General features: G+C 67.2%; 22 protein-coding genes and 1 tRNA gene. 9 read left to right on the top strand and 14 right to left on the bottom strand.

What is annotated here, in order from left to right; all coding sequences use genetic code 11:
* Positions 1-94 precede the first annotated feature (94 nt).
* Both ACZ5MJ_RS03575 and ACZ5MJ_RS03570 read left to right on the top strand, forming a co-directional pair.
* The gene (locus ACZ5MJ_RS03575; protein WP_464223644.1) at positions 95-655 is read left to right on the top strand and encodes a flavin reductase family protein; all 561 of its coding nucleotides are present in this window, start codon (positions 95-97) and stop codon (positions 653-655) included.
* A gap of 16 nt (positions 656-671) precedes the next feature.
* On the top strand, positions 672-1,124 hold the full coding sequence (locus ACZ5MJ_RS03570) for a MarR family winged helix-turn-helix transcriptional regulator (RefSeq protein ID WP_464222460.1): 453 nt from the start codon (positions 672-674) through the stop codon (positions 1,122-1,124).
* On the opposite strand, the gene ACZ5MJ_RS03565 is transcribed toward ACZ5MJ_RS03570, so the two are convergent.
* Positions 1,115-1,603: an Lrp/AsnC family transcriptional regulator gene (locus tag ACZ5MJ_RS03565; protein WP_432257839.1), complete on the bottom strand. Its 489-nt coding sequence runs from the start codon at positions 1,601-1,603 to the stop codon at positions 1,115-1,117. The two genes, ACZ5MJ_RS03570 and ACZ5MJ_RS03565, sit on opposite strands and share 10 nt — an antisense overlap.
* Positions 1,604-1,760: 157 nt before the next feature.
* Here ACZ5MJ_RS03565 and kynB point away from each other — a divergent pair, with 157 nt between their 5' ends.
* From kynB to kynA, 3 genes are read left to right on the top strand one after another with little or no spacing between them, the layout of a single operon-like run.
* Complete coding sequence (gene kynB, locus ACZ5MJ_RS03560) at positions 1,761-2,411, top strand: arylformamidase (protein ID WP_464222459.1); 651 nt, start codon at positions 1,761-1,763, stop codon at positions 2,409-2,411.
* 34 nt (positions 2,412-2,445) lie between these two features.
* On the top strand, positions 2,446-3,702 hold the full coding sequence (gene kynU / locus ACZ5MJ_RS03555; protein WP_464222458.1) for a kynureninase: 1,257 nt from the start codon (positions 2,446-2,448) through the stop codon (positions 3,700-3,702).
* A gap of 13 nt (positions 3,703-3,715) precedes the next feature.
* The gene (kynA, locus tag ACZ5MJ_RS03550) at positions 3,716-4,603 is read left to right on the top strand and encodes a tryptophan 2,3-dioxygenase (RefSeq protein ID WP_464222457.1); all 888 of its coding nucleotides are present in this window, start codon (positions 3,716-3,718) and stop codon (positions 4,601-4,603) included.
* A gap of 24 nt (positions 4,604-4,627) precedes the next feature.
* Here kynA and ACZ5MJ_RS03545 read toward each other — a convergent pair whose 3' ends face one another.
* Complete coding sequence (locus ACZ5MJ_RS03545) at positions 4,628-5,461, bottom strand: IclR family transcriptional regulator (RefSeq protein ID WP_464222456.1); 834 nt, start codon at positions 5,459-5,461, stop codon at positions 4,628-4,630.
* 260 nt (positions 5,462-5,721) lie between these two features.
* Here ACZ5MJ_RS03545 and ACZ5MJ_RS03540 point away from each other — a divergent pair, with 260 nt between their 5' ends.
* Positions 5,722-6,915, top strand: a complete 1,194-nt coding sequence (locus ACZ5MJ_RS03540) for an acyl-CoA dehydrogenase (RefSeq protein ID WP_464222455.1) — start codon at positions 5,722-5,724, stop codon at positions 6,913-6,915.
* 149 nt (positions 6,916-7,064) lie between these two features.
* Here the strand turns inward: ACZ5MJ_RS03540 and ACZ5MJ_RS03535 are convergent, their stop codons facing one another.
* Complete coding sequence (locus ACZ5MJ_RS03535) at positions 7,065-7,703, bottom strand: peroxiredoxin (protein WP_464222454.1); 639 nt, start codon at positions 7,701-7,703, stop codon at positions 7,065-7,067.
* A gap of 253 nt (positions 7,704-7,956) precedes the next feature.
* On the opposite strand from ACZ5MJ_RS03535, the gene ACZ5MJ_RS03530 reads away from it, so the two are divergent.
* The 3 genes from ACZ5MJ_RS03530 to ACZ5MJ_RS03520 all read left to right on the top strand — a co-directional run bounded on the left by ACZ5MJ_RS03530 (position 7,957) and on the right by ACZ5MJ_RS03520 (position 9,314).
* Entirely contained in the window at positions 7,957-8,283 is a 327-nt protein-coding gene (locus ACZ5MJ_RS03530) for an ElaB/YgaM/YqjD family protein (RefSeq protein ID WP_340526281.1), read from the top strand.
* 174 nt (positions 8,284-8,457) lie between these two features.
* Positions 8,458-8,838, top strand: coding sequence for a phage holin family protein (locus tag ACZ5MJ_RS03525; protein ID WP_464222453.1), 381 nt, complete (start codon positions 8,458-8,460; stop codon positions 8,836-8,838).
* The gene (locus tag ACZ5MJ_RS03520; RefSeq protein WP_464222452.1) at positions 8,835-9,314 is read left to right on the top strand and encodes a DUF3318 domain-containing protein; all 480 of its coding nucleotides are present in this window, start codon (positions 8,835-8,837) and stop codon (positions 9,312-9,314) included. Before ACZ5MJ_RS03525 ends, ACZ5MJ_RS03520 begins: the two co-directional genes overlap by 4 nt.
* A 30-nt stretch (positions 9,315-9,344) precedes the next feature.
* Here ACZ5MJ_RS03520 and ACZ5MJ_RS03515 read toward each other — a convergent pair whose 3' ends face one another.
* From ACZ5MJ_RS03515 to ybgC, 11 genes are all read right to left on the bottom strand, one after another.
* Positions 9,345-12,239, bottom strand: coding sequence for an EAL domain-containing protein (locus tag ACZ5MJ_RS03515; RefSeq protein ID WP_464222451.1), 2,895 nt, complete (start codon positions 12,237-12,239; stop codon positions 9,345-9,347).
* 117 nt (positions 12,240-12,356) lie between these two features.
* Positions 12,357-12,432 (bottom strand) — tRNA-Lys (locus tag ACZ5MJ_RS03510).
* A gap of 69 nt (positions 12,433-12,501) precedes the next feature.
* The gene (locus ACZ5MJ_RS03505; protein ID WP_464222449.1) at positions 12,502-13,617 is read right to left on the bottom strand and encodes a YeeE/YedE family protein; all 1,116 of its coding nucleotides are present in this window, start codon (positions 13,615-13,617) and stop codon (positions 12,502-12,504) included.
* 27 nt (positions 13,618-13,644) lie between these two features.
* Positions 13,645-14,328 carry a 7-cyano-7-deazaguanine synthase QueC gene (gene queC, locus ACZ5MJ_RS03500; protein WP_464222448.1) on the bottom strand — a complete coding sequence of 228 codons (684 nt, stop codon included), beginning with the start codon at positions 14,326-14,328 and terminating at the stop codon, positions 13,645-13,647.
* Positions 14,329-14,455: 127 nt separating this feature from the next.
* Positions 14,456-15,214, bottom strand: a complete 759-nt coding sequence (gene ybgF, locus ACZ5MJ_RS03495) for a tol-pal system protein YbgF (RefSeq protein WP_464222447.1) — start codon at positions 15,212-15,214, stop codon at positions 14,456-14,458.
* A gap of 17 nt (positions 15,215-15,231) precedes the next feature.
* Positions 15,232-15,735, bottom strand: a complete 504-nt coding sequence (gene pal / locus ACZ5MJ_RS03490) for a peptidoglycan-associated lipoprotein Pal (RefSeq protein ID WP_464222446.1) — start codon at positions 15,733-15,735, stop codon at positions 15,232-15,234.
* A gap of 15 nt (positions 15,736-15,750) precedes the next feature.
* The gene (tolB, locus tag ACZ5MJ_RS03485) at positions 15,751-17,124 is read right to left on the bottom strand and encodes a Tol-Pal system beta propeller repeat protein TolB (RefSeq protein WP_464222445.1); all 1,374 of its coding nucleotides are present in this window, start codon (positions 17,122-17,124) and stop codon (positions 15,751-15,753) included.
* A 206-nt stretch (positions 17,125-17,330) separates the two neighbouring features.
* Entirely contained in the window at positions 17,331-18,428 is a 1,098-nt protein-coding gene (tolA, locus tag ACZ5MJ_RS03480) for a cell envelope integrity protein TolA (protein WP_464222444.1), read from the bottom strand.
* Positions 18,429-18,464: 36 nt separating this feature from the next.
* Entirely contained in the window at positions 18,465-18,908 is a 444-nt protein-coding gene (gene tolR, locus ACZ5MJ_RS03475) for a protein TolR (protein WP_115012730.1), read from the bottom strand.
* Positions 18,909-18,968: 60 nt separating this feature from the next.
* Complete coding sequence (gene tolQ / locus ACZ5MJ_RS03470) at positions 18,969-19,652, bottom strand: protein TolQ (protein WP_208647542.1); 684 nt, start codon at positions 19,650-19,652, stop codon at positions 18,969-18,971.
* Complete coding sequence (gene ybgC, locus ACZ5MJ_RS03465) at positions 19,649-20,053, bottom strand: tol-pal system-associated acyl-CoA thioesterase (protein ID WP_464222443.1); 405 nt, start codon at positions 20,051-20,053, stop codon at positions 19,649-19,651. Before ybgC ends, tolQ begins: the two co-directional genes overlap by 4 nt.
* Between the last annotated feature and the right edge of the window lie 26 nt (positions 20,054-20,079).

Below are 20,079 nucleotides of genomic sequence, written 5' to 3'. Positions count from 1 at the left end.
GTCCGCGGCGCGCTGTGTGCGGCGCCGGACTTGAACTCGCAGCCCCTGGCGCGAATAATATATATGAAATTTCATGAACTCCAGTGGAGCCCCCATGGGGATGCCTGAGGCCCAGCCACGGATTGCCAGCGCAGCCGCCGCGCCCGACTTCGATGCGATGCACTTTCGCCGCACCCTGTCGCAGTTCGCGACCGGGGTCACGGTGATCACCACGCGCGCCAGCAACCAGTCGGTCGCCGCCGGCGCGCCGCCCTTCATCGGCATCACCGCCAGCTCGTTCAATTCGGTATCGCTGCAGCCGCCGCTGGTGCTGTGGAGCATGGCCTCGCGCGCCAACAGCCTGCCGATGTTCCGCGACGGCACGCACTACATCATCAACGTGCTGTCGGCCTCTCAGCTGGACTTGTGCCAGCGCTTTGCCACCCTCAAGGGCGACCGCTTCGCCGGCGTGGACTACCGGCTCTCGGCCAACGGCCTGCCGGTCCTGTCCAATGCGCTGGCGTGGTTCGAATGCCACAACCGCAGCCGCTACGACGAGGGCGACCACGTCATCTTTGTCGGCGAAGTGGAACGCTGCGGCGTGCTGGATGGCGAAGACGGCCCGCTGGTGTTCCAGGGCGGCCAGTTCACCACCACCGCCCCGCTCGATCTCTGAACGGCACGGGCCCATCATGGCGGATCTGCCTGCAGCATCACCCCTGCCCTTCGTCGATGGCTACCTGGCCTACCTGCTGGCGCGCGCCAGCCACCTGATCTCGGGCGAATTCCACCGCGAGGTCGAAGCCAGCGGCCTGTCCGTGCAGGAATGGCGCGTGCTGGCCACGCTGGCCGACCGCCCCGACTGCACCATCGGCATGCTGGCCGAGATCACACTGACCAAGCAGCCGACGCTGACCAAGCTGGTTGACCGCATGGCCATCGACGGCCTGGTCAGGCGCAGCGCCGGCAAGACCGACCGCCGCCTGGCCCTGATCTCGATCACGCCCCGCGGCCTGGGGCTGGCCCGGCCGCTGCTGGAACGCGCGGCGCAGCACGAACGCGCCGTGCTGAACGACTTCGGCACGCAGCAGGGCGCGCTGCTCAAGGAAACCCTGCGCCAGCTGATCGCGCTGCATCAGCGCTGACTGTCCGCGCCCGCCTTCAGGATCGCCAGCGGCGAACTGTCCACCTTGATCCGCTGCAGCACGATATTCGAGCGGATATCCATCACGCCCTTGGTCCGGTACAGCCGGTTCACGATGAAGTCCGAGTAGTGCTTCAGGTTGCGCGCCTGCACCCGCAGAATGTAGTTGCTGTCGCCGGTGATGATGTACGCCGACAGCACTTCCGGCCACGACTGCACCGCGGCGATAAAGGTGTCATGCCAGCCTTCCACGTCATGGCGCATCGACACCTGCACGATGGCCTCCAGCTCCAGCCCCAGCTGCTCGGCATCGAACCAGGCGCGATAGCCGCCGATCACCCCTGACTCTTCCAGCAGCCGCACCCGCCGCAGGCATGCCGAAGGCGACAGCGCCACGCGGTCGGCCAGGTCCTGGTTGCTGATGCGGCCGTTCTCCTGCAGGCAGGTCAGGATGCGCAAATCGGTAGGATCGAGGTTCATTCGAATTTCCTTCGATAAATCATCAGTTCTTCGCATTTTATGCGAAAGATACGTGCATCGACGGCCCATTTAGCAAGCCTCTTGCCGCCGATTTTGACTATGATTCCCGACATCGAGGCAGACAGAAACGGCGCTCCGAGAAGGCGCCGCCCACCCTATGACCGCCCCCAATCAAGACCCGCGCCGGCTGTGGGACATCAGCCCGCCGCTCTCCCCCGCCACCCCGGTCTGGCCCGGCGACACGCCATTCCAGCAAGCGCCGGCATGGCAGATGGACGAGCACTGCCCGGTGAACGTGGGCCGCATCACCTTGTCGCCGCACACGGGCGCGCACGCCGACGCACCGCTGCACTACGCCGCCGACGGCGCGCCGATCGGCGCCGTGCCGCTTGCGCCGTATCTCGGCACCTGCCGGGTGATCCACTGCATCGGCGCTGCGCCGCTGGTGGAGCCGCGCCATGTCGAACACGCGCTGGCGGGCCTGCCGCCGCGCGTGCTGCTGCGCACCTACCGGCAGGCCCCGCTGGCGCAGTGGGACCCGGCCTTCTGTGCGGTCGCGCCTGAAACCATCGCACTGCTGGCCGCGCACGGCGTGCAGCTGGTCGGCATCGACACGCCGTCGCTCGATCCGCAGGAATCCAAGACCATGGACGCGCACAACGCCGTGCGCTGCCACGGGCTGGCCATCCTGGAAGGCATCGTGCTGGATGAAGTCGATGCCGGCGACTACGAACTGATCGCGCTGCCGCTGCGCTTTGCCGGGCTCGATGCCAGCCCGGTGCGTGCCGTGCTGCGCAGCCTCGACTGAACCCCTCCCGAACCACACCTGCCCAAGCGACGACATGACGACATTTGACCGCGACCACTGCATCCGGCTCGACCAGCAAGACCCGCTGCGCCCGCTGCGCGACCAGTTCGCGCTGCCCGAGGGCGTGATCTACCTCGACGGCAACTCCCTGGGCGCCCGCCCCCGCGCCTCGGCCGCGCGCGCCGCCCAGGTGGTGACCGAGGAATGGGGCGACGGCCTGATCCGCAGCTGGAATACCGCCGGCTGGTTCGAGCTGCCGCAGCGGCTGGGCAACAAGCTGGCCCCGCTGGTGGGCGCCGGCCAGGATGAAGTGGTGGTCACCGACACCACCTCGATCAACCTGTTCAAGGTGCTGGCCGCGGCGCTGCGCGTGCAGCAGACGCGCGACCCGGCGCGCAAGGTGATCGTGTCGGAAGCCAGCAACTTCCCCACCGACCTGTATATCGCGCAGGGCCTGGCCGACCTGCTGCAGCAAGGCTATTCGCTGCGGCTGGTGAACTCGCCGGCCGAGATCGACGCCGCCGTGGGCGCCGATACCGCCGTGCTGATGCTCACCCACGTCAACTACAAGACCGGCGAGATGCTGGACATGGCCTCGCTCACCGAGCTGGCCCACGCCCGCGGCGCGCTGACGGTGTGGGACCTGTGCCATTCCGCCGGCGCCGTGCCGGTCAACCTGAAGGCAGCCGGCGCCGACTACGCCATCGGCTGCACCTACAAGTACCTGAACGGCGGCCCGGGCTCGCCCGCCTTTGTCTGGGTCGCGCCGGCGCTGCGCGATGCCTTCTGGCAGCCGCTGTCGGGCTGGTGGGGCCACGCCGCGCCGTTCGCCATGGACCCGCAGTACCGCCCGGTCGACGGCGTGCGCCGCTTCCTGTGCGGGACCCAGCCGATCACCTCGCTGGCGATGGTCGAATGCGGCCTGGACGTGTTCGCGCAGACCGACATGCAGGCGCTGCGCGCCAAATCGCTGCAGCTCACCGACCTGTTCATCCAGCTGGTGGAAACCCGTTGCGGCCACCACCCGCTGACGCTGGTCACCCCGCGCGAGCACGCGCGCCGCGGCAGCCAGGTCAGCCTGGAGCACCCGGATGGCTACGCACTGGTGCAGGCCCTGATCGAGCGCGGCGTGATCGGCGATTACCGCGAGCCACGCATCGCCCGCTTCGGCTTCACGCCGCTCTACACCAGCTTCGCCGAGGTATGGGATGCTGTGGAAATCCTGCGCGATGTGCTGGACAGCGGCGCCTATCGCGACGCGCGCTTCCAGACGCGCGGCCAGGTGACCTGATCGGGAGCGCATCATGAGTGAATTCAAGGGATGCCCCTTCTCCGGCGCTGCCGGCACCGCAGGCCAGGCTGCGCCGCAAGGCGAAGGCTGGCACGGCGCGCAGATGGATTTCGCCAGGGACATGAGCTATGGCGACTACCTCGGCCTGGACCAGATCCTGAGCGCGCAGCACCCGCTCTCGCCGGACCATAACGAGATGCTGTTTATCGTGCAGCACCAGACCACCGAGCTGTGGATGAAGCTGATGCTGCACGAGCTGCGCGCCGCGCGCGAGTCGGTCAAGGCCGACAGCCTGCCGCCGGCGTTCAAGATGCTGACGCGGGTGTCGCGCATCATGGACCAGCTGGTGCAGGCGTGGAACGTGCTGGCCACGATGACCCCGCCGGAGTACTCGGCGATGCGGCCCTACCTGGGCATGTCGTCGGGTTTCCAGTCCTACCAGTACCGCGAGATCGAGTTCATCCTCGGCAACAAGAACGCGGCCATGCTCAAGCCGCATGCGCACCGGGCGGAGCACCTGGCGCTGGTGGAAGCCGCGCTGAAGACGCCGTCGCTTTACGACGAGGCGATCCGGCTGATGGCGCGGCGCGGCTTTGCCATCGATGCGGATTGCGTCGAGCGCGACTGGACCCAGCCTACGGCCTACAACGCGTCAGTCGAGGCCGCCTGGCTGGAGGTCTACCGCAATCCCGGTGCGCATTGGGAACTGTACGAACTGGGCGAGAAGTTCGTCGACCTGGAGGATTCGTTCCGGCAATGGCGCTTCCGGCATGTGACCACGGTCGAGCGGGTGATCGGCTTCAAGCGTGGTACCGGCGGCACCGAAGGCGTCAGCTACCTGCGCAAGATGCTGGATGTGGTGTTGTTTCCCGAGTTGTGGAAGTTGCGCACGGATCTCTGATCCGCCGCATGCGCGGACCCGGCGTCAGCCCGCCGGGTCCGACAACCTGGCCGCCAGCGCCCCCAACGCCGGCGCCAGCGTCTTGTGGAACACGGTTTCATCCACCGCCCCATAGGACGCACTGCAACTGAGCATGTGCAACTCCTTCTCCCCCACCGGCCGGAACGCCACCGCACACGCGTGGATCGCCGGATGCCAGTCCCGGAACGACGCCGCATAGCCGCGCTGCTGCGCCTCGGCCAGGGCCGCGCGGGTGGCAGCCTCCTGCTGCTTCCACTGCTCCGGGAACGCCTGGCTGAATTCCGCCATCACGCGCTCGCGCCGCGGCGCAGGCAATGCGGCCAGGTAGGCCCGCCCCATCGAGCTTGAGACCAGCGACAGCCGCGACCCCACGCCCAGCCCCAGCATCACGCCGGCGTCGTTGCGGATCGATTCCAGGTAGATCACCTCCATGCGCTCGCGCTTGCCCAGTGACACCGAGACCCCGTACGCCTGCGCGAACGCCAGCATATGCGGGCGCGCCAGCGACACCACGTCGGACGCCGACAGATAGGCATAGCCCAGCGCCAGCACCCCGGCATCCAGTGCGTACTTGCCCAGGCTCTCGTCATAGCGCAGGTAGCCCAGCTGCACCAGCGTGCCCGCCAGCCGGCTCACGGTCGCCTTGGGGAAACCCGTGCGGCGCACGAAGTCCTGGTTGCCCAGCATCGCCTCGCCGGTACGGAAGCAGCGCAGCAGCTCCAGTCCGCGCGCCAGCGCGGTGACGAAGTTGGGATCGCTCTCGCGCGCCGGGCCCGGCGGCGCGGCATCGGGAGAAAGTGGCGGGCTGGTGGCAGGGCTGCTGGCAGGGCTGGTCAAGGGCGGCTCCTCTCAAGTCGGCGGGTGTCCGCTCATCGCACAAAGGCGCGGAAGTCGGGGGTTTTGCCAGTTGCACGGCAAACCCATTGCGATATACTAATTCAACGGAACATAGTTCCGCAATGCGGAACCACACGGATCTCGAGAGAATCCTCCGCACGATCACCGAACCCGTCATGATTTCCGGATACACCGGCGCGGCCAGCGGCATTTGAGCCGACCCGCCCGACGCTTCCGCCGCGCTACCGAAGGAGACCTGCATGGCTGCCAACGCCGAATTCCACTGGGCCGACCCCCTGCTGCTGGACCAGCAACTGACCGCCGACGAACGCATGGTGCGCGACGCCGCAGCGGCGTACTGCCAGGACAAGCTGATGCCGCGCGTGCTGCAGTCGTTCCGCAACGAGAAGACCGACGTGGAGATCTTCCGCGAGATGGGCGAACTGGGCCTGCTCGGCCCCACCATCCCGGAACAATACGGCGGCCCGGGCCTGAACTACGTCAGCTACGGCCTGATCGCGCGTGAAGTGGAGCGCGTGGATTCGGGCTACCGCTCGATGATGAGCGTACAGTCCTCGCTGGTCATGGTGCCCATCTTTGAATTCGGCAGCGAAGCGCAAAAGCAGAAGTACCTGCCCAAGCTCGTCACCGGCGAGTGGATCGGCTGCTTCGGCCTGACCGAACCGAACCACGGCTCCGACCCGGGCTCGATGGTCACCCGCGCCAAGAAAGTAGACGGCGGCTATGAGCTGACCGGCGCCAAGATGTGGATCACCAACTCGCCGATCGCCGACGTGTTCGTGGTCTGGGCCAAGCTGCAGGGCGACGACGGCAAGGAAGCGATCCGCGGCTTTATCCTGGAAAAGGGCTGGAAGGGCCTGTCGGCACCGGCCATCCACGGCAAGGTCGGCCTGCGCACCTCGATCACCGGCGAAATCGTGCTGGACCAGGTGTTCGTGCCGGAAGAGAACATCATGCCGGGCGGGAGCGGCCTGAAGGGCCCGTTCACCTGCCTGAACTCGGCCCGCTACGGCATCGCCTGGGGCGCGCTGGGCGCCGCCGAGTTCTGCTGGCATACCGCCCGCCAGTACACGCTGGACCGCAAGCAGTTCGGCCGCCCGCTGGCCGCCACGCAGCTGGTGCAGAAGAAGCTGGCCGACATGCAGACCGAGATCACGCTGGCCCTGCAAGGCTGCCTGCGTCTGGGCCGCATGAAGGACGAAGGCACCGCCGCGGTGGAAATCACCTCGATCATGAAGCGCAATTCGTGCGGCAAGTCGCTCGACATCGCCCGCGTGGCGCGCGACATGCTGGGCGGCAACGGCATCTCGGACGAGTTCGGCGTGATCCGCCACGTGGTGAACCTGGAGGTGGTCAACACCTATGAAGGCACCCACGACATCCACGCGCTGATCCTCGGCCGCGCCCAGACCGGCCTGCAGGCCTTCTTCTGATCGCGAACCGCGACTTGCGGACAGGCTCTGCGGAATAAAAAGGCCCGGCTGGGAAGCCGGGCCAAGCACACTACCAAGGAGACGACGAGGCTGCCCCCGTCGATAAAACACCTGTCTTGCACGCCGGCCCCGCCTTTGCGGGGCCGCGTTCATTTGTTGGGTTGCGGCGTCAGGCGCAGGTACGGCCGCACGGCCTGGTAGCCTTTCGGGAATTTCTCGCGGATCACCGCTTCGTCCTTCAGCGAGGGCACGATCACCACATCGTCGCCGTCCTGCCAGTTGCCCGGCGTGGCCACGCTGTGGTTGTCGGTCAGCTGCAGCGAATCGATCACGCGCAGGATCTCGTTGAAGTTGCGCCCGGTGCTGGCCGGATAGGTGATGATCAGGCGCACCTTCTTCTTCGGATCGATGATGAACAGCGAACGCACCGTCAGCGTTTCATTCGCGTTCGGGTGGATCATGTCGTAGAGTTGCGACACCTTGCGGTCGCCATCGGCCAGGATCGGGAACTTGACCGCGGTCGACTGGGTCTCGTTGATATCCTGGATCCAGCCGCGGTGCGAGTCCACGTTGTCCACCGACAACGCAATCGCCTTGACGCCGCGCCGCGCGAATTCATCCTTCAGCTTTGCCGTCAGGCCCAGTTCGGTGGTGCACACCGGGGTGTAGTCGGCCGGGTGCGAAAACAGCACACCCCAGCTGTCACCAAGCCAGGCATGGAAACTGATGCGGCCTTCGCTCGAATCCTGCTCGAAGTCCGGGGCGATATCGCCAAGACGCAATGCCATTCTGTTCTCCTGATTTCGGGTGGAACCAGAGTAACCGGATTGATATCCAACCCAAACGAATATAAAGTCACTACAAAATCACTCGAAGTCATATAAACATTTTCTGACATTCATTACGCCGGCTTTCCGGCATGCTGGCGATACCAGGCACCGAAGTGGCCCGCACGCTGGCGTGCAGCCTTGAAACGACGGCCGCCCGCCACATATGCTAAGTATCAGTCCGACAAAAGCCGTTAGCCTCGGAGCGTAGAAAATGTCAGAATCCGCACAAACCGAACCATCCGCCCGCAAACAGGAGAAACTGATGAGCGATGTCAAGACCGTTCTGTCCGACGCCGAGGAACTGCTGAAGCAAGCCGCCTCGACCACCGGGGAAAAGGCCGCCGAACTGCGCGAGCGTGGCATGGGCCTGCTCAAGCAAGCCAAGGAAAAGGCCCAGGACCTGCAAGACGCCGTCGTGACCAAGAGCAAGGCCGCCGCGCGCGCCACCGACGACTACGTGCACGACCACCCGTGGCGCGCCGTGGGCGTGGCCGCCGGCGTGGGCCTGCTGATCGGTCTGCTGCTGAACCGCAAGTAAGCGGTGCCAACCCGGCGCGGCACGCTGGTGCCGCGCCAAAGCGGCAACCCGGTCATCGGGTTGCCAGTGGCCGGGGCACCCGCATGTGGGTGACACATGCGGGCGTCCCGGCCCCGCCTGCTGGAAAGGCGCGCACGGTCACGCCGGCGCGCCGCTCTTTCACGCCGGAGCTGCATGAGCGAATCCCCCCCTTCCCCCAAGTTCCTTGATTCCGTGCGCAACCTGGCCGGCTCGCTGGTGGCAATGATCCAGACCCGCCTCGAACTCGCCAGCGTGGAGCTTGCCGAGGAACGCACGCGCCTGATGAAGGTCGCGCTGCTGGCCTGCTTCGGCCTGGTGTTCTTTGGCATCGGGCTGGTCACCCTGACCGGGCTGGTCGCCATCCTGTTCTGGGATACCTACCGCTGGCAGGCGCTGGGCGCGCTGACAGTCCTTTACCTGCTGCTGTGCGCGATTTGCCTGGCGTATGCACGCAACCTGGTTCGCAACGCCCCGCCGATGCTGGAGGCCACGCTCGCCGAAATCGACAAAGACCGGGAGATCCTGCGCCGATGAGCACCCTGGAACCCGACGAGCGCACGACCACACGCACCCGCCGCGAACACCCGCGGCGGGCCCGGTTCACGCAAGAGGTGCGCCTGCCGCTGGCAGTGCGCAAGGAACTGCTGCTGACCCGCGCCGCCCTGGAGCGCCACGATTGCCTGCAGGCCCTGCACGCCGTGCGCGGCAGCACACAGCGCCTGAGTACCCTCAGTAGCTGGCTGCCGCGCATCGCCCGTCCGGGCTCGTGGATGAAGGTGGTCGGCATGACCAGGGACTACCCGCTGCTGAGCACCGCGGTGACGCTGGCGCTGCCGCTGCTCAAGCGCACGCCGGTGCTGCGCTGGACCTGGAAGCTGTCCAAGGTCGGCATGGTGGCTGGCGCCGCCTACTGGGCCTACAACACCTGGCGCGATGCCAGGGGGCAGGCGGCGCCCCCCGCAACCGCCCCCGATACCGATACCGGTTTCCGCGATCCACTGGTTCCCTGATTCCGATGCGCTGACGCGGCCCCCGCCGGTTCAGCCCGCCAGCGCCAGCCGCTCCCCGGCCTCGGGGCCGGCCGGGGCGAACGGCACCGGCAACGCAATGTGGTAGCCCTGCGCCAGGTCCACGCCCAGCTCGCGCAGCCGCTCGAGCATCGCTTCGTTCTCGACGAACTCCGCAATGGTCTTCTTGCCCATGGCGTGGCCGATGCGCTGGATCACCTCCACCATCACCAGGTTGACCGGATCGGCCAGCATGTCGCGCACGAAGCTGCCGTCGATCTTCAGGTAGGCCGCGGGCAGGTGCTTCAGATAGGTGAACGACGACATACCCGCGCCAAAGTCGTCCAGCGCGAACTGGCAGCCCAGCTGCTGCAGCTGCAGGATGAACGCACCGGCCTGCGCCAGGTTGGCGATCGCCGCGGTTTCCGTGATCTCGAAGCAGATGCCGTCGAGCGCAATACCGAAGCGCTGCGCCTGCTCGCGCACGAAATCGGGAAACTGGATGTCCGCCAGCGACGAGCCTGACAGGTTGATTGCACAGGTGGCGATCTCCGCCTGCCGTCCCGCCAGCGCGCCAAACGCGGTCTCGACCACCCAGCGGTCGATCATCGGCATCAGGTTGTAGCGCTCGCAGGCCGGTACGAAGGCCATCGGCGGCACCAGCCGGCCGCGTTCGTCGACCATGCGCAGCAGCAGCTCCACGTGGCGGCCCGTCTCCGGCAGCGCGCCGTATTGCACCGGCACGATCTCCTGCGAGAACAGGCAGAAGCGGCCGGCCGCCAGCGCCGCATGCACGCGGCTGACCCACTCCATTTCGCCATGGCGCGCCTGCACCACGCTGTCCATGGGATGGTAGACCTGCACGCGGTTGCGCCCGCCTTCCTTGGCCACGTAGCAGGCCGCGTCGGCCGCGCTCAGTGCCTCGGCCACGCTGCCGGTCTGGCGGTCCATCATCACCAGGCCGATGCTGACACCCACCGCGAAGGTGCGCTGGCGATGCGCAAAGCGGAAGCTCGCGATGGCATGGCGCAGCGCTTCGGCCACGCGCTCGCCATCGGCGGTGCCGCAATGCTCCAGCAGCACGCCGAACTCATCGCCGCCGAGGCGCGCCAGCATATCGCTGCGCCGCAGCTGGCTGCGCATCACCTCCGCCATCTGCCGGATCAGTTCGTCGCCGGCGGCATGGCCGCAGGTATCGTTGACCACCTTGAACTGGTCCAGGTCCAGGTACATGAGCGTATGCGTGACGCCGTGGGTGCGTGCACGCGCGATCGCCGCGCCCAGCCGGCGCTCGAACTCGGCGCGGTTGACCAGCCCGGTCAGGGCGTCATGGCTGGCCTCGTGCGCCAGCCGCGCGGCATGCGCCCGCTCCTGGCTGATGTCGTGCAGCACCACTACCACGCCGATGGCCTGCGCGGCGCGGTCGCGGATCAACGCCACCGAAGGCTTGACCGCCAGCGCCTGGCCGGGCTGCCCGGACCCGACGCGCTGCACCAGTTGCGCCGACCCGCTGCGCCAGCGCTGGCGCAGCGCCAGCGTCACGATATCGGGCAGCGGCGCCAGGCTTTCCTCGTCGCGCAGCACGCAGACTTCGCTCAGGGGCCGGCCCTGGGCTTCGGCTTCACGCCAGCCGGTAAGGGCCTCGGCCGCGGGATTGAGCGACTGCACACGCCCCCACACATCGGCCGTCACCACGGCGTCGCCGATGGCCTGCAGCGTGACCTGGGCGCGTTCCTTCTCGGCAAAGAGCTGGGTCTCGTAACGCTTGTGGTCGGAGATATCCGTCAGTGAGCCCGCCATGCGCGCGCGCCGGCGCCCCGCCCCGCGCACCAGCCGGCCGCGGGCGCGCACCCACAGGTAGTCGCCGGCCCGGTTGCGCAGGCGGAATTCGGCGTCATAGGGCTCGCCGCTGCGCAGGTGCTGCGCCAGCTTCTCTTCGAAGGCCGACAGCTCGGACGGATGCAGCAGCCCCAGCACGGTCTCGCGCGCGTGCGGCAGCTCGTCGTCGCGGTAGCCCAGCATCTGCGCGCAGCGCGGCGAGAAGTACAGCTCGCCGCGGCCGAGATGCCAGTCCCAGAGCCCGTCGTTGCTGCCCTCCACCGCGAGCTGCAACTGCTCTTCACGCTGCGCCAGCGCCTCGCGCAGCCGGCGCTCGCGCCGCAGCGGCGCCAACGACAGCAGGATCGCCGACATCAGCAGCGCGGCCGCCATCACCGCGCTACCGGTGGTGAGCAAGCGGGTCACACGGCGCGAGGCCTGGCCCAGATAGCCTGAGAAGGCCTGCTCCAGCGGCATCAGCCTGCCGTCGATCTGCGCAATGTTGCGCAGCACCGGCGCCACGCACTCGCTACCGCAGCCGGGCTGGGCGGTCAGGCGGCGCAGCGCCAGTGCCTGTTCGTGCAGGGCAGCGATTTCGATGTCGGCTGCCGCCCAGACGCGGATCGCGGCATCGACCTCCTGGATATGGCGGAAATTGCGGTACAGCCGCACCATCCGCGCAATGTCGTCGGGATGGTTGCCGCCGGCGAGGAAGCCCTCGTGCACGCGTTCCAGGTCCGGCTCGTCGCGGTCGAGTTCCAGGCGCGCGCGGTGGTCGCCCAGCGGGATGGCGATCGAATCCAGATAGCCAGTGAATTCCCTGGGATCACGCTCCTCGGCGTAGCGCAGCAGATGCAGCACGGCGTTCTTCTGGCCCTTGGACCACTGGCTCTCGCCCGCGACAAATGCGCGCGCGGCCGACAACAGGTCCAGGCTGGCGATGCTGAACAACGCCAGCGCAACGACAACCGGTACGAACGGCCAGATGATGCGCAGCACGTGCCCGCTGGCCGGCAAGGAAACGCCTGCTCGCCGCATAGGGTCTTGTTGTGGGGCCGCGTCTCGCGGCCGCTCCCATATACCGCGGTCCAAACGCCGCGGTCGACCCATTGTGCTGCGCAGGCCGGGCTAAGTCTCTAACTCGAACTAGTTAAAGCAGCCCCTACTGCCGGGGCACGCCAGACGCAAAAAGGGCCTGTGACTTGCGCCACAGGCCCTTCGAAATGCTGGTGGGTCGTGCGTGACTCGAACACGCGACCAACGGATTAAAAGTCCGCTGCTCTACCGACTGAGCTAACGACCCGAAAAAACAGAACCGCGATTATAGTGACGCGATTCCCGATGTGTCAAGTCTTCGGCGCGGCTACCCGCCTCAGACCATGCGCTCCAGACGCCATATCTGGTAGCGGAACGCCAGCACCGCCCCGGCCAGGATACCTGCCAGCGCGATAAACGAACCGATCGCCAGCGTCGACACGCCCGACAGGCCCTGCCCCACGGTGCAGCCCAGCGCGGTCACCCCGCCGGCGCCCATCAGGATGCCGCCGACCATGTGATTGGCAACGTCCTCGGCATTGCCGAAGCCTTCCCAGCGGAACGTGCGCGTGGCCAGTGCGTAGACGGCCGCACCGGCGATCACGCCGAACACGCTGACGATGCCGACTGTCAGCACCTTGCTCTTGTCGCTGAACATCATCAGCCAGTCGAGCGTATAGGCATAGGGCGCGACAAAGCTCAGGCTTTCCATGCGGCCGCTGTTGGTCGAGACGAACAGTTCTTCGAGCGTGTTGGGATCTTCGGAGACATAGCCGAGGTGGCCGGACACGTACCACATCGCCACGATGATCAGGCCCACGCCGATGCCGCCCAGCAGGTTGTCGAACGAGCGGAAGCTGCGGCCCGCCAGCGCCCACACCACCAGCAAGCCACCCAGCACCAGGCCCAGGCCCAGCTGCAGCGCGCCGCGCGCGAGCCCCGTGCCCTGCGCCAGCACGGAAGGCAGGTCCTGCGTGGTGGGCAGCGTCAGCGTCACCGCGTCGACGGTATTCACGCGCACCACGCCGAACAGCCCGCGCAACGTCATGTAGGCCGACAGGCCCAGGAAGACAAAGACCACCAGCGATTTCAGGTTGCCGGCGCCGATGCGCACCAGCGTCTTGCTGCCGCAGCCGGACGCCAGCACCATGCCGAAGCCGAACATCAGCCCGCCGGCCAGCGCCGACAGCCAGCCCAGCTTGCTGGCGGTGTAGATGGTCTTGGTGGGGTCGATCGCACCGGTCCAGGCCAGCACGCCGGTGCCGATCATGGCCACGCCGATCGCCAGCACCCACATGCGCATGCGGCTCCAGTCGCCCATGTTGACGATGTCAGAGACGGCCCCCATGGTGCAGAAGTGCGTGCGCTGCAGCACGGCGCCAAACAGGAAGGTCAGGACGAACGTGCTCAGCAGCACGGTGCGCGAGAGCGCGGCAAGGTCGATATCAGGCATGTCGGGGGCGTGGACGGCGGCTGGTGATCAGGCGGCAGCCTGGTAGCGGGTCGGGTCGGGCACGCCGGCGGCCTCGAAGCCGGCGCGGCGGATGCGGCACGAATCGCACACGCCGCAGGCGCGGCCATCGTCGTCGGCCTGATAGCACGACACCGTCAGGCCGTAGTCCACGCCCAGCGCGATGCCGGCGCGGATGATCTCGCCCTTGGTCATGTCGATGATGGGCGCATGCACGCGGAAGCGGTCGCCCTCGACCCCGGCCTTGGTGGCCAGGTTGGCCAGCGTTTCATAGGCCGCGACGTATTCCGGGCGGCAGTCCGGATAGCCGGAGTAGTCGACCGCGTTGGCGCCGAAGAACAGGTCGCGCCCGCCGACGGCCTCGGCCCAGCCGAGTGCCAGCGACAGCATGATGGTGTTGCGCGCCGGCACGTAGGTGACGGGGATGCCGCCGGAAGCGCCGTCGGTCGGCACCACCAGCGCGTCGTCGGTCAGCGCCGAGCCGCCGAAGCGGCGCAGGTCCAGGTCGACGATCTCGTGGCGGGTGGCGCCCAGCGCGGCCGCCACGCGCTTGGCGGCGTCCAGCTCGGAGGAGTGGCGCTGGCCGTAGCGCATCGACAGCGCATAGGTCTCGAAGCCCTGGGCGCGGGCCATGGCGAGTACGGTGGCAGAGTCGAGTCCGCCGGACAGCAGGACGATGGCGCGTTTGGTCATGATGGGAAGCGCCGGGTTGGCGCGCAAAACATTCAGGCGAATCGCGTATTTTAGCGCGACCCAAGAAAAAGGCCCGCCGAAGCGGGCCTTGCAGACCGAGGACCGGGCGAGCCGGCCGCTTCCGGGATTACTTCAGCGTCTTCAGCCGGTTGCTGGCCGCCTGCGCGCCTTCGGTGCCCGGATACTTGGCCACCACCTGCTCCAGCGTCTTGCGCGCGGCCGCCTTCTGGCCGGACTCGAGCTGGTTGTTGGCGACCGCGATCATTGCGTCCGGCACCTTGGGGTGCGTCGGGTTGGCGTTGATCATGTTCTGCAGCACCGCGGTGGAGCCCTTGTAGTCGCGCTGCGCATACAGCGAGTTGCCGAGCCAGTACTGCGCCAGCGGCACGTACGGGCTCTGCGGGTACTTCTTCACGAACGCCGAGAATGCACTCCCGGCGCTCCTGAAGTCACCCGCCTGGAACTGCTTGAGCGCGGCATCGTATTCGGGCTTTTCGCCCGGCTGCGACAGGCCTTCGCGGCCTTCGACCGTGACCTGCTGCGGCTCGAATTTCTTCAGGCGCGCATCGAGGTCGGCGTAGTAGTCCTTTTGCTGCTTCTGCAGCGTGTCCACCGTGTTCTGCAGCACTTCATTCTGGCCGCGCAGCCGCGCCACTTCCTGGCGCAGGCCCTCGAGCTGGTTCTGCATGTCGAGCGTGGTGCGGCTGTTCTGCTCGATGCGCTGCGTCGCGGTCGCCTGGAAACCATTGAACTGGTCGCGCAGGTTGATGACGGCCTTGCGGGCCTCGTCATCGTCGAACACGCCGGCATGCGCGTGAGACAGTGGCAGCATGCCGCCGCCGGCAACGGCGGCGAGCCACAACAGGGTGGAAACACGTGCTTTCATGGAAGGCTGTCCACAGATCAGTAGTTGATGTCCGCGCGGCGGTTTTCGGCCCACGAGGCTTCATCATGGCCGGCGGCCTTGGGCTTTTCCTTGCCCAGGCTCACGGCTTCCATCTGGGTGTCGGGCACACCCATCGAGGCCAGCGAGCGGCGCACGGCTTCGGCGCGCTTCTGGCCCAGCGCCAGGTTGTACTCGCTGGTGCCGCGTTCGTCGGTGTTGCCCTGGATCAGGATCTTGCGGCCCTGGTTGCCCGACAGGTACTTGGCGTGCGCGCCCAGCATGCCCTGGTAGTCGGACTTGACCGAGTAGCTGTCGAAGTCGAAGTACACGCTGCGCTTGGCCAGCGGGCCGTTCGGGTCGTTCAGCGGGTCGGCGGCGGTCACCGGGGTGACAGTGCGCGCATCGGCACCCGTGCCGCCGGCGCCGGCTTTGGCGGTGTCGTCCAGCTTGACGCCGGAGCTGCAGGCGCCGAGGGCCAGCAGTGCGGCAACGGCAAGGGTTTTGGTCATCAGTTGGGGCATGGTAAATGACTCCTGTTATTGCATGAAAGGACCCCAGGACGGCTCGCGAACATCGCCGGACTGGAGGGACAGAACCTGCCGGGTACGCCCGTCAGTGGAAACCGCCGCCAGCACTGCGCGACCGCCCACGCGGGTGGCATAAAGGATGTACTTGCCGTTGGCGGCGAAGCTCGGTGCTTCGTCATTGGCCGTATCGGTCAGCGACGTCACGTCGCCGTTGGACAGGTCCTGCAGCTGCAGCTTGAAGCCGCCCGTGCGCGAGATGTACGCCAGGTACTTGCCGTCCGGCGAAATGCGCGGGCTCACGTTGTAGCTGCCCTTGAAGGTGACACGCTGCGCGGCGCCGCTTTCCTCGCCGGAAGCGGGCATGCGGTAGATCTGCGGCGCACCGCCGCGGTCGCTGGTGAAGTAGATGCTCTTGCCGTCGGGCGAGTACTGCGGCTCGGTGTCGATGGCGCTGCTGCGGGAGAGGCGGTGGACGCCGGAGCCGTCCGCATTGACCTGGTAGACCTGGGTATTGCCGTCGCGCGACAGCGCCAGCGCCAGGTGCCGGCCATCGGGCGACCACGACGGCGCGCTGTTGTTGCCCTTCTGGTTCGACACCAGCGTGCGCTTGCCGCTGGCCAGGTCATGCACGTACACCACCGGCTTCCTGGACTCGAACGAGACGTAGGCCACGCGTGCGCCGTCCGGCGACCACGACGGCGAGATGATCGGTTCGTTGCTGGTCAGTGCCACCTGCGCGTTCTGGCCGTCCGAGTCGGAGATCAGCAGCTGGTAGCGGCCGCCCACCTTCGACACGTAGGACAGGCGCGTGGCAAACACGCCCCGCTCGCCCAGCAGCTTTTCATAGATGTAGTCGGCGATCTTGTGCGCGGTCACGCGCAGCTGGGTCTGGTTGACGGTAAAGGCCAGGCCGCCCAGGCTCTGGCCCTTGACGGTGTCGTACAGGCGGAAGCGCACGTCGTATCTGCCGCCGGCGGCCGGGGTCACGCTGCCGGCGACGAAGGCATCGGCGCCGCGCGACTTCCAGCTGCCCAGGTCGACATTGGCGGATTCCGCCACGGTGGCGCCGCCCGGGTCGACATTGCGAAGCCGCCCGCTGCGCGCCAGGTCGGAGCGGATGATCGCGGTCAGGTTCTGCGGGGCCTGGGCCTCGCCCTGGAAATTGGCGGTGGCCACCGGGATCTGGCTGGAGCCGACCCCGGAGATCTCAACGTTGAGCTGCGCGTGCGCGGCGCCGGCCGCCATCGTCATTGCCGCGGCCAGCCAGGCCATCAACGCGCGGCGGCCAGCCAGGGGGACCGGCCGGGTGGCGCGTTGAGATACGGGTTGGTTTGCGTTGTGCCGCCTCGCGGACAGCCAGTTGGGGGCCCAAAGCTTTCGCATGCTGCTCCTCAGTCGATTTCAAGTTTCGTCGGGCACGACAGGCAATCGGCAACACGGGCATATGGCATGGCAGCGCGTGGCGCATGCCCCGTCCGCGTGCGTACCGCACACTGTCGGCTGCGTCAGGCAACCTGTCATGCTAGCGCTGGGACCAGGACCCGGCGATGAAGGTTGCATTATGTTCCAAATCATGCTGTACAGGTCACTCAGTCCTTCGGCCGGAAGGTAATGGTGAAGCTGGCCGGCGCCTTGCCGTTCTCATCGCGTGGCAGCGGGTCGGAGCGTTCGACCGCGCGCAGTACGGCATTGTCCCAACCCGAGTCGCCGCTGGACTTGGACAGCCGCGCCGACAGCAGCGAACCATCCGGTGCCAGCTGCACCGACACCACCGCCGACGGGTTGCCCGGCACGTCCTCGGTAAAGACGATGTTCGGCTTGACGCGGCGGCGCACGCGGTCGGCATAGCCCGGCGACGCCTTGCCACCGCCCCCCGCGCCGGCGCCGGCCGTATTGCCCACGCCGCCACCGCCCGCGCCGGAGCCGCCGGCCAGCGCCTGCAGGCGCGCCAGCTCGCTCTTGCGCTGGGCATTGGCCGCGGCCTCGTGCTTGGCCTTGGCCTCGGCATCCGCCCTGGCTTTGGCCTTGGCCTCGGCGTCAGCCTTGGCCTTGGCATCGGCCCTGGCCTTCGCGTCCGCCTGGGCCCTGGCCCTGGCGTCCGCTTCCTTGCGCTCGGCTTCCTTGCGTTCCGCTTCCTTGCGCTCGGCCAGTTCCTTGCGCTGCTGTTCCTGCTGCTGTACGGCCTTTTTCTTCGCGTCATCCTTGCGCTGGGCTTCCTTGCGCTCGGCTTCGCGCTGCTCGGCTTCCTTGCGTGCGGCTTCCTTGCGTTCCGCCTCCTTGCGCTCGGCTTCCTTGCGTTCCGCCTCCTTGCGCTCGGCTTCCTTGCGGGCAGCCGCCTGCTTGTGCTCGGCCTCTTCGCGCGCGGCCGCCTCGGCCCGGCGCTTCTGGCGCGCCAGCGCGATGTCGGCGTCTTCCTCGACCTTGCTCTTCACCTCGGGCGCCGGCGGGGCCGGACGCGGCTGCACCACCGGCTCTGGCCGCGATATCGGCAGCGGCGGCGGCGCGGTGGCGGCCGGGATCTCTTCCCACAACTCGGCTTCCGCGCCGACCGGGGTGCTGCTCTGCCAGTGCACGCCGTAGTACAGCACGATGGCCAGCATCACGTGCATGAGGAGCGCGAGCAGGAAGGAACGCAGGGTTCCCCGCTCCTTGACCGGCTGGTAGGGATGGGCGGCGGCGGTCGTCATCAGGCGCAACGGCAATCAGATAGGCGCTTCAATGCGTCAGGAGGTCTTGGACTTGACCATCAGGCCAACGCGCTTGACGCCGTCGGCTTTCAGGATCGACATCACGTCCAGCACCGCCTCGTACTTGACCGAGCGGTCGGCGGCGATCACCACCGGCTGGTCCGGGTTCTCGTTCTGGCGTTGGTGCACGAAGTCGAGCAGGCCCTGTTTGTCGAGCTTGCGCTCGAAGGCATTGCCGGCGTTGTCCTTGCCGCGCGCGGTCAGCTGGCCGCTTTCATGCACGGTGACCACGATCGGCGGCGCCTTCTGCTGCGGCGTGGCATTGGCCACCGTGGGCAGGTCGACGGTGGCGGGGCTCACGATCGGTGCGGCCACCATGAAGATGACCAGCAGCACGAGCATGACGTCGATATACGGCACGACGTTGATCTCGGCGCTGGCCCGGCGGCGCGAGCCGCCGCGGCGCTGAATGGCTGCCATTGCAGGACTCCTGGAAACGCCGGCCCGGACTTGCGCCCGGACCGCTGGTATTGGGTACGGTTAGCGGGTCTGCCGCTGCAGGATGTTCAGGAACTCTTCCATGAAGCTCTCGAACCGGATCGCCAGGCGGTCGATTTCCGTGGCATAGCGGTTGTAGGCGATCACCGCCGGAATGGCCGCGAACAGGCCGATCGCGGTGGCCACCAGGGCCTCGGCGATACCGGGCGCCACCGATGCCAGCGTCGCCTGCTGCACATTCGACAGACCGCGGAACGCGTTCATGATCCCCCACACCGTGCCGAACAGGCCGATATACGGGCTCACCGAACCGACCGACGCCAGGAACGGCAGGTGCGATTCGAGCACGTCCATCTCGCGCTGGTAGGCCGCGCGCATGGCGCGCCGCGCCGCATCCAGCAGCGCGCCGGCCTCGTTGCCGCGCTCGCGCGCCTTCAGGAACTCGCCCATGCCGGATTCGAAGATCCGTTCCAGCGCGCCGGTGTTGTGGCGGTTGTTGACGGCACTGTTATATAGCGCCTGCAGGTCGCCGCCGGCCCAGAAGTCGCGCTCGAACCCTTCGGTCTGGCTGCGCGCGGCACGCACCGCGAGGTGCTTGCGGAAGATATAGGTCCACGAAAACAGCGACATGACGAGCAGCAGCGCCATGACGGCCTGCGCCAGCAGACTGGCGTGGAGCACTAGCGTTACGATCGACAGGTCTTGCGTGACGGTCACGGGATTCATCGTGCTGACTTGATGGTGGCTAGAACGGGGTCGGGGATCGGGGCGGGACGGAAAGTGCTTCTGTCGACGCATCCGACGCGGATCGCGCCGGTGGCAAGCATCAGTTCGCCACGCCAGGCTTCCTGGGTGAACTGCACTGAAGCCGGGCCGACCCGGTCGATGCGCGTGCGGATCTCAAGCTGGTCATCCAGCCGGGCGGGCGCATTGTAGTCCACCGCCGTGCTGCGGACGATAAACACCACGCCTGCCTCGTCGGCAAGCGCCTGCTGTTCAATGCCGAGCGAGCGCAGCCACTCGGTGCGGGCGCGCTCGAAGAACTTGAGGTAATTGGCGTAGAACACCACGCCGCCCGCGTCGGTGTCTTCCCAGTACACCCGCAGGGTCCAGACAAAGTTTGTCATGGCCGCGATTGTAACGGAGAGAGATG

This window comes from Cupriavidus sp. LA-1 (genome assembly GCF_055385985.1).
This window is presented reverse-complemented; position numbering and strand designations above follow the sequence as displayed.

Excerpts from the sequence above, each read along its gene's own strand:
- ACZ5MJ_RS03535 (WP_464222454.1), bottom strand. The coding sequence starts at position 7,703 with ATGGCATTGCGTCTTGGCGATATCGCCCCGGACTTCGAGCAGGATTCG.
- ACZ5MJ_RS03505 (WP_464222449.1), bottom strand. The coding sequence starts at position 13,617 with ATGCCTGATATCGACCTTGCCGCGCTCTCGCGCACCGTGCTGCTGAGC.
- ACZ5MJ_RS03515 (WP_464222451.1), bottom strand. The coding sequence starts at position 12,239 with ATGGGTCGACCGCGGCGTTTGGACCGCGGTATATGGGAGCGGCCGCGA.
- ACZ5MJ_RS03520 (WP_464222452.1), top strand. The coding sequence starts at position 8,835 with ATGAGCACCCTGGAACCCGACGAGCGCACGACCACACGCACCCGCCGC.
- tolB (WP_464222445.1), bottom strand. The coding sequence starts at position 17,124 with ATGCGAAAGCTTTGGGCCCCCAACTGGCTGTCCGCGAGGCGGCACAAC.
- kynU (WP_464222458.1), top strand. The coding sequence starts at position 2,446 with ATGACGACATTTGACCGCGACCACTGCATCCGGCTCGACCAGCAAGAC.
- ACZ5MJ_RS03540 (WP_464222455.1), top strand. The coding sequence starts at position 5,722 with ATGGCTGCCAACGCCGAATTCCACTGGGCCGACCCCCTGCTGCTGGAC.
- kynA (WP_464222457.1), top strand. The coding sequence starts at position 3,716 with ATGAGTGAATTCAAGGGATGCCCCTTCTCCGGCGCTGCCGGCACCGCA.
- ACZ5MJ_RS03525 (WP_464222453.1), top strand. The coding sequence starts at position 8,458 with ATGAGCGAATCCCCCCCTTCCCCCAAGTTCCTTGATTCCGTGCGCAAC.
- queC (WP_464222448.1), bottom strand. The coding sequence starts at position 14,328 with ATGACCAAACGCGCCATCGTCCTGCTGTCCGGCGGACTCGACTCTGCC.
- ACZ5MJ_RS03570 (WP_464222460.1), top strand. The coding sequence starts at position 672 with ATGGCGGATCTGCCTGCAGCATCACCCCTGCCCTTCGTCGATGGCTAC.
- tolA (WP_464222444.1), bottom strand. The coding sequence starts at position 18,428 with ATGACGACCGCCGCCGCCCATCCCTACCAGCCGGTCAAGGAGCGGGGA.
- ybgF (WP_464222447.1), bottom strand. The coding sequence starts at position 15,214 with ATGAAAGCACGTGTTTCCACCCTGTTGTGGCTCGCCGCCGTTGCCGGC.
- tolR (WP_115012730.1), bottom strand. The coding sequence starts at position 18,908 with ATGGCAGCCATTCAGCGCCGCGGCGGCTCGCGCCGCCGGGCCAGCGCC.
- kynB (WP_464222459.1), top strand. The coding sequence starts at position 1,761 with ATGACCGCCCCCAATCAAGACCCGCGCCGGCTGTGGGACATCAGCCCG.
- ACZ5MJ_RS03575 (WP_464223644.1), top strand. The coding sequence starts at position 95 with ATGGGGATGCCTGAGGCCCAGCCACGGATTGCCAGCGCAGCCGCCGCG.
- ybgC (WP_464222443.1), bottom strand. The coding sequence starts at position 20,053 with ATGACAAACTTTGTCTGGACCCTGCGGGTGTACTGGGAAGACACCGAC.
- ACZ5MJ_RS03530 (WP_340526281.1), top strand. The coding sequence starts at position 7,957 with ATGTCAGAATCCGCACAAACCGAACCATCCGCCCGCAAACAGGAGAAA.
- pal (WP_464222446.1), bottom strand. The coding sequence starts at position 15,735 with ATGCCCCAACTGATGACCAAAACCCTTGCCGTTGCCGCACTGCTGGCC.
- tolQ (WP_208647542.1), bottom strand. The coding sequence starts at position 19,652 with ATGAATCCCGTGACCGTCACGCAAGACCTGTCGATCGTAACGCTAGTG.
- ACZ5MJ_RS03565 (WP_432257839.1), bottom strand. The coding sequence starts at position 1,603 with ATGAACCTCGATCCTACCGATTTGCGCATCCTGACCTGCCTGCAGGAG.